This window comes from Paracidovorax wautersii (genome assembly GCF_031453675.1).
Lineage (GTDB): Bacteria > Pseudomonadota > Gammaproteobacteria > Burkholderiales > Burkholderiaceae_C > Paracidovorax.
In genome coordinates, this window is the sequence record NZ_JAVIZX010000001.1 from 2344905 (window position 1) to 2358364 (window position 13460).

Annotated in this window: 10 protein-coding genes; 6 read left to right on the plus strand and 4 right to left on the minus strand. The window is 68.6% G+C overall.

The features are described 5' to 3' along the window. The 5 genes from QE399_RS10610 (at window position 1) to QE399_RS10630 (ending at window position 7416) form a co-directional block, all read left to right on the plus strand. Window positions 1–1467, plus strand: coding sequence for an NCS1 family nucleobase:cation symporter-1 (locus tag QE399_RS10610; RefSeq protein ID WP_309828579.1), 1467 nt, complete (start codon window positions 1–3; stop codon window positions 1465–1467). Between the two features lie 29 nt (window positions 1468–1496). Next, a complete protein-coding gene (gene hydA, locus QE399_RS10615; protein WP_309828580.1) occupies window positions 1497–2954 on the plus strand; it encodes a dihydropyrimidinase in 1458 nt (485 codons plus the stop codon). Window positions 2955–2977: 23 nt separating this feature from the next. Beyond that, the gene (locus tag QE399_RS10620; RefSeq protein WP_309828581.1) at window positions 2978–4234 is read left to right on the plus strand and encodes a Zn-dependent hydrolase; all 1257 of its coding nucleotides are present in this window, start codon (window positions 2978–2980) and stop codon (window positions 4232–4234) included. A gap of 306 nt (window positions 4235–4540) precedes the next feature. After that, complete coding sequence (locus tag QE399_RS10625) at window positions 4541–5629, plus strand: peptidoglycan-binding protein (RefSeq protein WP_309828582.1); 1089 nt, start codon at window positions 4541–4543, stop codon at window positions 5627–5629. Between the two features lie 212 nt (window positions 5630–5841). Further along, on the plus strand, window positions 5842–7416 hold the full coding sequence (locus QE399_RS10630; RefSeq protein ID WP_309828583.1) for a methyl-accepting chemotaxis protein: 1575 nt from the start codon (window positions 5842–5844) through the stop codon (window positions 7414–7416). A 117-nt stretch (window positions 7417–7533) separates the two neighbouring features. Here QE399_RS10630 and QE399_RS10635 read toward each other — a convergent pair whose 3' ends face one another. From QE399_RS10635 to QE399_RS10650, 4 genes are all read right to left on the minus strand, one after another. Next, the gene (locus QE399_RS10635) at window positions 7534–8586 is read right to left on the minus strand and encodes a bifunctional nicotinamide-nucleotide adenylyltransferase/Nudix hydroxylase (protein ID WP_309828585.1); all 1053 of its coding nucleotides are present in this window, start codon (window positions 8584–8586) and stop codon (window positions 7534–7536) included. A 132-nt stretch (window positions 8587–8718) separates the two neighbouring features. After that, entirely contained in the window at window positions 8719–10419 is a 1701-nt protein-coding gene (locus tag QE399_RS10640) for an NAD+ synthase (RefSeq protein ID WP_309828587.1), read from the minus strand. 61 nt (window positions 10420–10480) lie between these two features. Beyond that, window positions 10481–11686 carry a nicotinate phosphoribosyltransferase gene (gene pncB, locus QE399_RS10645; protein WP_309828588.1) on the minus strand — a complete coding sequence of 402 codons (1206 nt, stop codon included), beginning with the start codon at window positions 11684–11686 and terminating at the stop codon, window positions 10481–10483. A gap of 59 nt (window positions 11687–11745) precedes the next feature. Next, complete coding sequence (locus QE399_RS10650) at window positions 11746–12603, minus strand: cysteine hydrolase family protein (protein WP_309828590.1); 858 nt, start codon at window positions 12601–12603, stop codon at window positions 11746–11748. A 171-nt stretch (window positions 12604–12774) separates the two neighbouring features. On the opposite strand from QE399_RS10650, the gene QE399_RS10655 reads away from it, so the two are divergent. Then, on the plus strand, window positions 12775–13452 hold the full coding sequence (locus QE399_RS10655) for an NUDIX hydrolase (protein WP_309828592.1): 678 nt from the start codon (window positions 12775–12777) through the stop codon (window positions 13450–13452). Window positions 13453–13460: the final 8 nt, after the last annotated feature.

The window sequence follows — 13460 nt, forward strand, 5'->3', positions numbered from 1 at the left end:
ATGATGAACAGTTCAGGCGGTGCTGCACCGCTCGCAGCACCTGCGCCCGGCCAGGGGCGCACACAGGATGCATCGCTGGCCAACGACGACCTGCTGCCCACCACTGCCGCGCAGCGGCACTGGGCTTGGAAGGACTATGCGGCCCTGTGGGTGGGCATGGTGGTGTGCGTGCCCACGTACACCATGGCCAGCTCCATGCTGGACCAGGGCTTCTCCTGGCAGATGGCGGTGTGGCTGGTCTTTCTGGCCAACTGCATCGTGCTGGTGCCCATGGTGCTGATCGGCCGCGTCGGACCGAAGTACGGCGTGCCCTTTCCGGTGCTGGCGCGGGCCTCGTTCGGGGTGAAGGGCGCCAATCTGCCGGCGGTGCTGCGGGGCCTGGTGGCCTGCGGCTGGTTCTCCATCAATTGCTACTTTGGCGCGCTCGCGCTGCATGGGTTCCTGAACATTCTGGGCCTGGGGCTCGCCGGTCCGGCGGACGGGCAAACGATCAGCACCTCGCAGTTCATGTGCTTCCTGGCATTCTGGGCGGTGCACATCTGGTTCATCTGGAAGGGGCCGGAGTCGATCCGCAAGCTGGAGGTGATCGCCGCCCCGCTGATGGTGGCGGCATCCATCCTGCTGGTCGTGGTGCTGCTCATGCGCGTACCGCCCAGCCAGTTGTTCAACCTGCCGGCCAAGGTGGTCGAGGGCGGGCCCAAGACCTGGGCGGCGCTGACCGGCCTGGTGGGCTTCTGGGCCACGCTGGCGCTGAATATTCCCGATTTCACGCGCTTTGCCCGGTCGCAGAAGGACCAGGTGCTGGGCCAGGCGATCGGCCTGCCCATCCCCATGGCGCTGTTCTCGATGGTGGGCGTCATCGGCTTCTCGGCCTCGGCCATCCTGTATGGCAAGGCGCAGCTGTTCCCGGATGGATTGCTCACGCAGATGGGCAGCGTGGCCGCCGGCCTGGGTCTGCTGGTGATCCTGCTGGCCAACCTGACGACCAACGTGGCGGCCAACCTGGTGTCGCCCTCGTATGACTTCAGCCAGATCGCGCCTTCGAAGATCAGCTTTCGCATGGGCGGCGTGATCGCGGCGTTGCTCGGCCTGCTGTTTATGCCCTGGAAGCTGCTGGCCACGTCCGGCAGCTACCTGTTCGTCTGGCTGGGCGGCTACGGCACCCTGTTGGGCGCCATCGCCGGCATCCTGCTGGTGGACTACTACCTGGTGCGCAGGACACAGCTGAAGGTGGACGACCTGTACTGCCGCGGCGGTGACTATGAATACACCAACGGCTGGAACCTGCACGCACTCGTCGCCTTCCTGCTGGGCGTGCTGCCCTGCCTGCCGGGCTACCTGGCCGTGTCGGGCGTGGTGGACAAGGCCGGCATGCCCGCCATCTGGCTCACGCTGTTCGATTCGGGCTGGTTCTTCAGCCTGGCCGTGGCAGGGCTGTACTACTTCGTGACCGCCAAAAAGCGGTGACGGTTCCCATCCCTTTCCAAGGAAATGCCATGACCCAAGCCCTTCTGATACGCGGCGGCACCGTGGTGAATGCCGACCGCGAGGAGCGCGCCGACGTGCTCTGCGTGGATGGCCGCATCGCAGCGGTGGGCGACGGCGCCGCCGCCCAGGCGCCCGCCGGTGCGCAAACGCTGGACGCCGGCGGCCAGTACGTGCTGCCCGGCGGCATCGACCCGCACACGCACATGCAGCTGCCGTTCATGGGCACCGTCACCATGGACGACTTCTTCACCGGCACGGCGGCCGGGCTGGCGGGCGGCACCACCAGCATCATCGACTTCGTGATCCCCGACCCGCAGGAGCCGCTGCTGGACGCCTACCGCAAGTGGCGCGGCTGGGCGGAGAAGTCGGCGGCCGACTATTCCTTCCACGTCGCCGTCACCTGGTGGAGCCAACAGGTCCATGCCGACATGGCGACCCTGGTGCAGGAAGAGGGCGTGAACAGCTTCAAGCACTTCATGGCCTACAAGAACGCCATCATGTGCGACGACGAGACGCTGGTGAACAGCTTCAAGCGCGCGCAGGAGCTGGGTGCCATGCCCACGGTGCATGCCGAGAACGGCGAGCTGGTCTACCTGCTGCAGCAGGAGGTCGCCAAGATGGGCATCACGGGGCCCGAGGGCCATCCGCTGTCGCGTCCCCCCATGGTCGAAGCCGAGGCCGCCAACCGCGCCATTGCCATTGCCGACGTCCTGGGCGTGCCCATCTACGTCGTGCACGTGAGCTGCATGGAGTCCGCCGACGCCATCGCCCGCGCCCGCGCGCGCGGGCAGCGGGTCTACGGCGAGGTGCTGGCCGGCCATCTGCTGGTGGACGACAGCGTCTACCGCGACCCGGACTTCGCCACGGCCGCCGGCTATGTGATGAGCCCGCCGTTCCGCTCCCGTGCCGGCGGGCACCAGGAGGCGCTCTGGCGCGGCCTGCAGTCGGGCCAGCTGCACACCACGGCCACCGACCACTGCACCTTCTGCGCTGCGCAGAAGGCCATGGGCCGCGACAACTTCGCCAAGATTCCCAACGGCACCGGTGGCGTGGAAGAGCGCATGGCAGCCATCTGGGACGGCGGCGTGAACACAGGACGCCTTACGCCCAGCGAATTCGTGGCCATCACCTCGGCCAACGCCGCCAAGCTGTTCAACATCTATCCGCGCAAGGGTTTCATCGGTGCAGGGGCCGATGCCGACCTGGTGGTGTGGGACCCGCAGGGCACCAAGACCTTCTCGGCCCAGACGCAGCACAGCAAGGGCGACTTCAACATCTTCGAAGGGCGTACCGTGCGCGGCATCCCCAGCCACACCATCAGCCAGGGGCGCGTGGCGTTCGCCAACGGCGACCTGCGTGCGGAGCCGGGCCGCGGCCGTTACCTCAAGCGCCCGGCCTTCGGCCCCCAATTCCAGGCCGTACAAAAGCGTGCGCAGGATCTGGCGCCTACCGCGGTCGCACGCTGACCTTTCTTTTGCAGGAGCAAGACATGGACACCCCCGTGAAGACCGACATCAGCCAACTGCGCGTGAACGGCGAGCGCCTGTGGGCCTCGCTCATGGAGCTGGCGCAGATCGGTGCCACCCCCAAGGGCGGCGTGTGCCGCCTCACGCTCACCGACCTCGACAAGCAGGGGCGTGATCTGGTCACCCGCTGGGCGCGCGAGGCCGGCATGACGGTCACCATCGACCAGATCGGCAACGGCTTCATGCGCCGCGCGGGGCGCAACAACAGCCTGCCGCCCATCATGACCGGCAGCCACATAGACACCCAGCCCACGGGCGGCAAGTTCGACGGCAACTACGGCGTGCTGGCCGGCATCGAGGTGGTGCGCACGCTGAACGACCACGGCATCGAGACCGAGGCACCGATCGAGGTGGCGTTCTGGACCAACGAGGAAGGCAGCCGCTTCGTGCCCGTGATGATGGGCTCGGGCGTGTTCGCCAAGGCCTTCACGCTGGAACACGCCTATGCCGCCACCGACACCGACGGCAAGACGGTCAAGGGCGAGCTGGAGCGCATCGGCTACGTGGGCGAACAGGTGCCAGGGGAGCATCCCATCGGCGCCTACTTCGAGACCCACATCGAGCAGGGTCCGGTGCTGGAGGACAACGACAAGACCATCGGCGTGGTGACGGGGGTGCTGGGCATCCGCTGGTACGATTGCACCGTCACCGGCATGGAGGCCCACGCAGGCCCTACGCCCATGGCGCTGCGCAAGGACGCTCTGCAGGTGGCTGCGCAGCTGATGCAGGAGGTCGTGGCCTGTGCCCACCGGCACCCGCCGCACGGACGCGGCACGGTAGGCATGGTGCAGGTGCATCCCAACAGCCGCAACGTGATCCCAGGGCAGGTCAAGTTCAGTATCGATCTGCGCAACGCCACCGATGCCGACTGCGACAGCATGGACCAGGACATCCGCGCTGTGGCCGCGAAGCTGTCGCAAGACTCGGGGCTGCCCATCCAGATCGATCTGGTCTCCAACTACCCCGCACAGCCGTTCCATGCCGAATGCGTGGAGGCCGTCGGCCGGGCGGCGGAGAAGCTGGGCTACTCCCACATGCCGGCCGTCTCCGGCGCCGGTCATGATGCTGTGTACATGGCGCGGCTGGCACCGTCCGGCATGGTCTTCATTCCCTGCAAGGACGGCATCAGCCACAACGAGATCGAGGATGCCCAACCGGAGCACATCACCGCCGGCTGCAATGTGCTGCTCCACGCCATGCTGGAGCGGGCCGGCACGTGAGGACGTGGGGCGATGCCTCTGCGGGCGCGGGACCGGGGCGTCCGCTGGGCGGTCTGCGATGTCGCTGCCGTGGAGCGGGCGAGCCGCCGGCAGCGGCGCTGGCGCCCCGCCCGCCACGGCGCCCTCGCCGCTGCGTTGCCCCTGAAAATGCCGCCGATCCGCTCCCAAAGATGTCCGAGGCCCAGGTTGCGGAAAAGCCGCCCGGCGGCTGTTACAGCAACCCCCCCACGGTAGGGTTGTAGGTGCGTGGGGCCATGCCTACCGTGCAGGGCTTTGTGTTTCTCAGAATTTAAATCCTCTGCTGCCATGACGATCCTTTCGAACCTGACCGCCACCTGCGCAACCTCCTCTTTCCTGCGGCCCGCGCGCCTGTCCGTTCTGGCCGCGGCCTGTGCCGCCGTGCTGCTGACGGGTTGCGAGACCACCAACATGCGCATGGGCAGTGCGGACGCCAAGACCGTGGCGACGGGCGCCGCCGGTGGCGCGTCGGCTGCCAATGAAAGCACGCAACTCGAAAAGTGTTCCGGCCCCCTCGGCACCGTTTCGCTGGTCGAAAACCAGGACGCCGGCTGGTACACCATCCTGCGCAACGAATACAAGCTGCCCCCCACGTCCAACCTGCTGCGCCTGCTGATCCAGCAATCCAACTGCTTCATCGTGGTCGAGCGCGGCGCCGCCGGCATGTCGGCCATGGACCGTGAACGCCAGCTGATGGGCTCGGGCGAAATGCGCGGCGGCAGCAACTTCGGCCGCGGCCAGATGGTGGCGTCCGACTACGGCCTGTCGCCCGAGATCGTGTTCTCCAACAACGACGCCGGCGGCATCGGCGGCTCGCTGGGCGGCCTGCTGGGCGGGCGCGGCGGCGCGGCCATTGCCGCCATCGGCGGCAGCCTGAAGACGCGCGAAGCCAGCGCCATGCTGACCCTGGTGGACAACCGCTCGGGCGTGCAGGTGTCGGCCTCCGAAGGCAGCGCCTCCAAGAGCGACTTCGCGGGCATGGGCGAGCTGTTCGGCTCCAGCGCCGGCGGCCGCCTGGGCGGCTACCAGAACACCGCGCAGGGCAAGGTGCTGACGGCGGCGTTCATGGACGCATACAACCAGATGGTCGTGGCGCTGCGCAACTACAAGGCGCAAAGCGTGCAGGGCCAGGGCCTGGGCGGCGGCGGCCGGCTGACGGTGGACGGCGCGGCGGCTCCGTCGCAGACGCGCGCGGGCGCGGCCATGTCCACGCGCGAGGCACAAGAGCGCCTGAACGCGCTGGGCTACGACGTGGGCACGCCCGACGGCTCGAGCGGCCCGCGCACGACCAAAGCCCTGCGCGAGTTCCAGAAGGCGCAGGGCATTCCGCAGACGGGCCGCCTGGACACGGCCACGCAGGGCGCGCTGTCGCGCTGAGACCTGCGGGTTCGGCTCAGCGGCCTCGCTGAGCAGCCCCTTTCCTCAAGCGGCCTACGGGCCGCTTTTTGCTGTGTTTCCAGTCAGTGTGTGCATTGGAAACCACGGCGCAAGCCCTAGAGCCCCTTCGTCAGGGACTCCCACAGCCGGCGGGCACGAGATGTGTCGTATTGTTGCGGGTTGTTCAAAAACGTTCCCACAAGGAGCCTGAGATGAAGTTGCGCACCCGAATCCTGCTGCTGTGCAGCGCCACGCTGCTGGGGCTGCTGGTCCTGTCTGCGGTGGCACTGACCACGCAGTACCAGACCATGATGAAGGAGCGCACGAACCAGCTCTCGACCCTGGTCATCCTGGCCCATGCCGCGGCGCAGAAGGCCTACGACCAGGAGAAGGCCGGCCAGCTGTCGCGCGAAGACGCGATGAAGGAGGCCAAGCGGGCCATCGGCGCCTTCCACAAGGGCGACCTGTATTTCTTCGTGCGGGGCTACACCGACGACGTGAACCTGGTGCATCCCAACCCCAAGCGCATCGGCATCGTCGACGCCAAGGTGGGCAAGGAGGCCGGCGAACGCTACCGCGCTGCGCTGCAGGGCAAGACCATCGGCACCACGGTGGCCAAGGGCACCCGCCCAGGCGCCAAGGAAGAGGTCGAGAAGCTCTACGCCATCATCAAGTTCGAGCCCTGGGACTGGATCATCGGCTTCGGCGACTACACCGACGACATCGACAAGGCCTTCTGGCGCAATGCCACGATCCTGCTGGCCATTGGCGCCGTGCTGATGCTGGTAGTGGCCGCGCTGGCCTGGGACATGCTGCGCACCCTGGTGCGCCAGCTGGGCGGCGAGCCGCAGTACGCCGCCGAGGTGGTGCAGCAGATCGCCGACGGCAACCTGGCCGTGGACGTGCAGACCCGCCCGGGCGACCAGACCAGCATCCTGCATGCGATCAGCGTGATGCGCGGCAACCTGGCGCGCCTGGTGAGCCAGGTGCGCGAGAGCACCGGTTCCATCACCACGGCGTCGGCCGAGATCGCCTCCGGCAACGGCGACCTGTCGTCGCGGACCGAATCGCAGGCCAGCGCGCTGGAGCAGACGGCCGCATCGATGGAAGAGCTGACCTCCACCGTCCACCAGAACGCCGAGAACGCCCGGCGCGCCAACGAGCTGGCCGTGTCCGCCTCGAACGTGGCCGTGCGCGGCGGTGCCGTGGTGGACCAGGTGGTGGACACCATGGGCTCGATCGACGCGTCCTCGCGCAAGATCGTCGACATCATCAGCGTGATCGACGGCATCGCCTTCCAGACCAACATCCTGGCATTGAACGCTGCCGTGGAAGCGGCCCGGGCCGGCGAACAGGGCCGGGGCTTTGCGGTGGTGGCCAGCGAGGTGCGCAGCCTGGCAGGCCGCTCGGCCGCCGCCGCCAAGGAGATCAAGGGCCTGATCGACGACTCCGTGGCGAAGGTCGGCGTGGGTACGGGGCTGGTCAAGGAGGCCGGCGCGACCATGCGCGAGATCGTCGAGGGCGTGCAGCGCGTGACGGCCATGGTGGGCGAGATCAGCGCCGCCAGCGCGGAGCAGAGCTCCGGCATCGCCCAGGTGAACCAGGCGGTTTCGCAAATGGACCAGGGTACGCAGCAGAACGCCGCGCTGGTCGAGCAGGCGCTGGCTGCCGCCCAGTCGCTGAGCCAGCAGGCCCAGGCCCTGGCGCACACGGTGGACCAGTTCCGCGTGAGCGCCTCGGCGCCCAGCGGGCAGCTGCCTGCCGCGACCCTGCAGGCGTTGCGCTGACGGCGCGGCGCGCGGCGGCACCGCCCGTCGCGCGCGGTGATGCATCATTGAAAAGGGGCTGCTTTCGCAGCCCCTTTGCTTTTGCCCTCGCGTGGGCTTTGACTGGGCCGGGCCGGTTCAGCCCTGCGCGGTGAGCCCGAGGAAATGGTCCAGCATGTGGAAGTGGTCCTCGAAGAAGGCCTCTTCCATTGCCGCCAGTCCACCGATGGACAGCCACTGCACCGACTGCGCGTCGTCATCGGCCTGCACGGCCGGCAGCGGCGCGTCGCCCAGGTCGAAATAATGCGCGTGGGTGATGGTGCGGCCCCGCTGGCTGCGGTCCGGGTGATCGAAGACGTGCACCTGGCGCAGGGCGGCGCGCAGGGCTGCCTCGGGCACGGCGCAGTGCGTTTCCTCGGCCAGCTCGCGCAGGCAGGACTGCCACACCGTCTCGCGCTGCTCGATGAAGCCGCCGGGCACCGCCAGCAGGCCCCGGCCGGGCGCGTGAGCGCGGCGGATCAGCAGGATCTGGTCCTGGCAGCGCACCACGGCGTCCACGGTGACGAACACGGGCGGGTAGGGCGCGCGGGACCAGGCCTCGCGGTAGCCGCGCAGCATGGTCCATTCCTGCTGCAGGGCCGCGTACTCCGGCTGGGCCGCGAAGGCGTGCAGAAAGTCCAGCGTGTTCGCGGGGACCTGGTCCGCCACGCCGGCGAGCGCGGTGCCCACGGTCTGCGGCGTGGCGCCAAAGTACGCATCGCGCACGGCGGTGGCGTCGATGCTGCCTTGGCGCTCCATGGTGATGAGCTGCCAGCCGGGGAAGTCGTCCAGATAGCCGCTGGTGGCGTCCTTGAAGTGGCCCACCAGGCCGATGCGCGCATCCGGCGCGCTGTGCCTTGACACGGCCTGCAGCACGGCCGCCACCCAGCGTGTGGCGTGGTAGTAGTCCCGCATGGGCAGCACGGTGAGGCGGGCGCGGTCGGCTTCGGGCAGCGCGTTGCGCAGCATGGCCTCGCGCTCCATCCACGTGAAGGGGTTGCGCGGCGTGCGCGCCTGCCAGGCGGAGCCCACCACCACGATGACCTGCGGCGCGCTGGCCAGTGCCTGCCGCAGCAGCGCGAGGTGGCCTGCATGCACAGGCTGGAAGCGGCCGATGAGCACGGCGGTGTCGAAGGGGAATGCGGTCATCATGCTCCTGATATGAGAGCGGGTTGCGCCCGGTGCGGGCGCACTGCAGGTCTATTGTGCTTTGAAATCGAGCAGGGGTGAGCGCAAGCTGCTCTGCTATTCATAGCGCGGCGGGCGGGGTCCGTGCGCGGCGCATCAGACGTAGCGCGCCGCGATCGGCATCTGCCGGCCATTGCCGAAGGCCTTGGCGCGCACGCGCAGGATGGGCGGGGCTTGGCGGCGCTTGTACTCGCTGCGCGCCACCATCAGGCGCACGCGCTGCAGCAGGGCGCGGCCGTCCTCGCTCTCGTGCAGGCGCTGGGTGAAGGTGCGTGCGGCCTGGTATTCGGCGCGCGACAGGCCTTCGCCCTCGATCAGCAGCTTGAGGATCTCGTCCAGCACGGGGTAGGGCGGCAGGCTGTCCACGTCCTTCTGGCCGGGGGCCAGTTCGGCCGATGGCTCCTTGTCGATGATGGCCTGCGGGATCAGCTCGCGCCCGGCGTTCTCGTTCACATGGCGCGCCAGGGCGAACACCTCCGTCTTGTACAGGTCGCCGATCAGGCCCAGGCCGCCGTTGGTGTCGCCGTACAGCGTGCAGTAGCCCACCGAGATCTCGGACTTGTTGCCCGTGGTGAGCAGCAGGTGGCCGAAGGCGTTGGAATATTCCATCAGCGTGGTGCCGCGGATGCGCGCCTGCAGGTTCTCCAGCGGCAGTCCGGCGAGCGGCTGGCCGAACGAGGCCTCGAACTGCTGCGCGTAGCCCGCCACCAGCTCGGCGATCGGATGGGTGTGCAGCGGCACGCCCAGGTTGCGGCACAGCGTGACCGAGTCGTCCACCGAGCCGCTGCTGGAGTAGCGCGAGGGCATGGTGATGCCCACCACGTTCTGCGGGCCCAGCGCCTCGGCCGCCAGCGCCAGGGTGAGCGCGCTGTCGATGCCGCCCGAGCTGCCCACCACCACCTGCGTGAAGCCGCAGCGCCGCGCATAGTCGCGCAGGCCCAGCACGATCTGCTGGCGGTAGAACGCCAGGGTGGGCAGGCCCTCCTGCGGCACGGGCGGCAGGGGCTGGCCGGCGGTTTCGGCAAAGCGCCCGTCCACCAGCTGCAGCGTGCGCACGTCTTCCTCGAAGCGCTGCGCCTCGAAGACCACGCCCGCCTCGGGCTCGGCGGCGAAGGAGGCGCCGTCGTAGACGATCTGGTCGTGCCCGCCCACCTGGTTCACGTACACGATGGGCAGGCCATGGCGGCGCGCCGCATCGCCGAACACCTGGTGGCGCTGCTCGCGCTTGCCGATGTGGCTGGGGCTGGCGTTGATGCTGATGACCAGGTCGGGCGCCGCGTCGGCCATGCGCATGAAGGGGTTGTGCGCGTAGTCGGCGACGGCGTCGTTCCAGCCGTCCTCGCACACCAGAAAGCCCACCTGCGCGCTGCCGATGCGCAGCACCTTGGCCACGTCCGGGCCGGGCTCGAAGTGGCGGCGCTCGTCGAAGATGTTGTAGGTGGGCAGCAGCTGCTTGGCGTACTGCAGGCGCACCGCACCGGCGTGCAGCACCACCAGGGCGTTGTGCAGGCGCTTGCCCGGGCCCGGGCTGCGCGCGGGCGTGCCCACCACCCAGTGCAGCTGCGGCAGCTCGGCCGAGGCGGCGCGCAGCAGGGACATTCCGGCATCGATGCGATCAAGAAAAACCGCTTCCTCCAGCATGTCGCCGGGGTAGTAGCCCGAGAGTGCGAGTTCGGAGAACACCACGATGTCGGACTGCGCGTCGGCCGCCTGCCGCGCGGTCTCGATCATGCGCTGGACGTTGCCTTCGATGTCGCCCACGGTGAGGTTGAGCTGGGCCAGGGTGATGCGGAGCATGGCGTGTTCCTTGGATACGAAGTCGTCGGAGGGGCTGGGTGACATTGGCGTTGGCGGGCCGTCAGCGGGGCTCGGGCACGCTGAACACCTGGCGCAGGTAGGCCAGGAAGGTTTCATCGTCGCACAGCGTCTTGCCCGGGCTGTCGGAGAGCTTCGCCACCGGCTGGCCGTTGGCGTGGGTGATCTTCATCACGATGTTCAGCGGCCGCATCTCCGGCGAAGATCCCATGTCGTTGGTGAGCTGCGTGCCGATGCCGAAGCCCAGCTGCACGCGGTCGCCGAAGTGGCGGTACAGCGACAGGGCCTTGTCCACGTTCAGCCCGTCGGAGAACACCAGCCGCTTGGTGTGTGCGTCGATGCGCAGCCGGGCGTAGTGCGCCAGGGCCTTCTCGCCCCAGGCCACCGGGTCGCCCGAGTCGTGGCGCAGGCCGTCGAACAGCTTGGCGAAGTACAGGTCGAAGTCGGCGAGGAAGGCGTCCATGCCCACGGTGTCGGTCAGCGCGATCCCCAAGTCGCCGCGGTACTCCTGCACCCAGTCCTCCAGCGCGGCCTTCTGGAAATCGCGCAGCCGCACGCCCAGCGCCTGGTAGGTCTGCAGGTACTCGTGCGCCATGGTGCCGATGGGCACCAGGCCCAGGTCACGTGCCAGCAGCACATTGCTCGTGCCCTTGAACCACTGCGGCGCCTGGGTTGCGAAGCTGCGCACCACCTCGCGCTGCCAGTCGCCGCTGTAGCGCCGGCGCAGGCCGAAGTCGAACACCTCGAACGGATGGCGGCGCTGCACTTCGGTGGCCAGCGCCTGCACGCTGGCGATCTTGGCCGCCAGGCGCCGGCGCCCCTCGGCCAGCGCGGCGGCGGGATCCATGCGGCGGAAGTACAGCTCGTTCACGATGGCCAGCACGAAGATCTCGAAGCCCATCACATGGACCTGCGGGCCGCGCGCGACGATGGACAGCTGGTCGCCCTCGGCCCGCGCTTCGATGAAGGCGCGCTGGAACTGGAACAGCCGCAGAAAGTCCACGAAGTCGCTCTTGATGAAGCGCAGCCCGCCCAGATAGTCGAGCTCGCCCGGCGTGAAGCGCAGGCGGCACAGGTCGTCGAGCGCGGCGTTCACCTCGGGCAGCAGCTCGGCCAGCGGATAGGCCGGCTGGTTGCGGCAGACAAAGCGGTACTCGGCCTGCGTCTGCGGGTGGCGGTGCAGCAAGGCCTGCCACATGGTGAACTTGTACAGGTCGGTATCGAGCAGGCTGGTGATGAGGGGGCGCATGGCGGTGGTCTCCCGGTGTGCTTCTGTTTTGATAGCTAGTTGCGCTTGTCTATAAAGCGTTAGAGGCGTATTTCGCTTGAATCGGCAAGCTGCACGCCCTGGGCGCGCATGGCCTGCAGGAAGGCCGCGTGCTGCGCCTCGAAGCCCGCCACCGGGCTCATGCAGTCCGTCAGCAGCACCACGCGCTCGGCGCTCCAGCCCGGCTGCAGTCGCGGCAGGTGCTGCACGATGTGCTCGGTGGTGGCGCGCACGCAGTGGCTGCTGGCCTCTCCGCCGATCAGCAGCAGGTCGGACTCGCCCAGCCGCTGCAGCAGGCGCGTGTCCAGCGCCGTGGCCGGGTCGGCCGGGTCAGGCACCTCGGCCTGCAGGGCGCTGTAGTGTTCCGTCCAGGGATTCATGCCCTTGAACACGTGCTGCACCGCCCGCTGGCGTGCCGTCTGCCAGGCCCCGCAGGCGGCCAGCACGTCGGCGTGCAGTCCGTGGCCCCAGCTGCCGATCTCGCAGTGCACGGGCCACACCATCAGCGTGTAGCGGCCCTGTGCTTCCAGGGCGTCCAGGTAGGCCAGTACGCGGGGCAGGGCGGCGGCATCGGCCGGCGCGAACTGCCCGCTGCGCACCTGCTGGGCGGTGATGGGGGTGAACGGAGACACCGCGGCGCCATCGCCCCTGAGCCAGAAGCCGGGGTGGGCCACGTCGTAGCGCTGGTGCGAATCGAGCGTGACCGTCACCGCATCGATGTGCTGCGCGTTCGGCCGCAGAAAGGCCGCCAGCCGCTGCATGTCGGCATGCGCGCCGGCCACGGGCAGCGCGGGCGCAACCGCCTGCCCCGCCGGCGCATGGCCGGGCTGCCAGTCCGTGGGCAGATCGCAGAAGTCGTTCTGCGGATCGATGACCAGAAGATGGACGGTGCGGGTCATGGCGGGCCTCCTGTGTTGCGATGGCTGCAGTGTAGGCGTGTTAGTTTATTAATGCAACTAAGTGAGGCGCTTGGCGCCTTTGAAGTTGTTGCAGAACGTGGTTTTGCTGAGGCCCGCCGGCGCTCGGTGGTACCCTTGTTCGTCCATCTGTGATCAGAACCTTTCCACGCAGTGTCCGCTCCGCCGCCCATCCTCTGCACCGTCGACGTCGTCCTGCTCACGCTGCGGGCCGGCACGCTGCACGTGCTGCTGGTGCGGCGCGACAAGGCCCCCTTCGCCGGCGCGTGGGCCTTGCCGGGCGGCTACATCCATGCACAGGAGGACAGCGATGCGCAGGCCAGCGCGGCGCGGGTGCTGCGGGACAAGGCCGGGCTGCAGAGCCCGTATCTGGAGCAGCTGGCCACCTTCTCCGGCATCGCCCGCGATCCGCGCGGCTGGTCCGTCGCCATTGCCTATTGCGCGCTGGTGCCAGAGCATCTGCTGCAGGCCGATGCGCTGGCGGATGGCGTGGCCCTGGTGGCGGTCGATGCCCTGCCGGCCCTGCCTTTCGACCACGGCCAGATCGTGAATGTGGCGCTGGAGCGGGTGCGCAGCAAGAGCCAGTATTCGTCGCTGCCGGTGTATCTTTGCAGCGAGCAGTTCACACTGCCGCAGCTGCAGGCGGTATACGAGTCGGTACTGGACGAGCCGCTCAACAAGGTGAGCTTTCGCCGCAAGATGGACGAGCTGGGCATGCTGGAGCCGGTGCCGGGCGCGCTGCACAGCGGCGGCGCCCACCGGCCGGCGCAGCTGTACCGGCTGCGGCCGGAGTTCCGGCGGCACCTGTCGCTGTCGGCGCGGGGGCTTTAGCGCGGCAT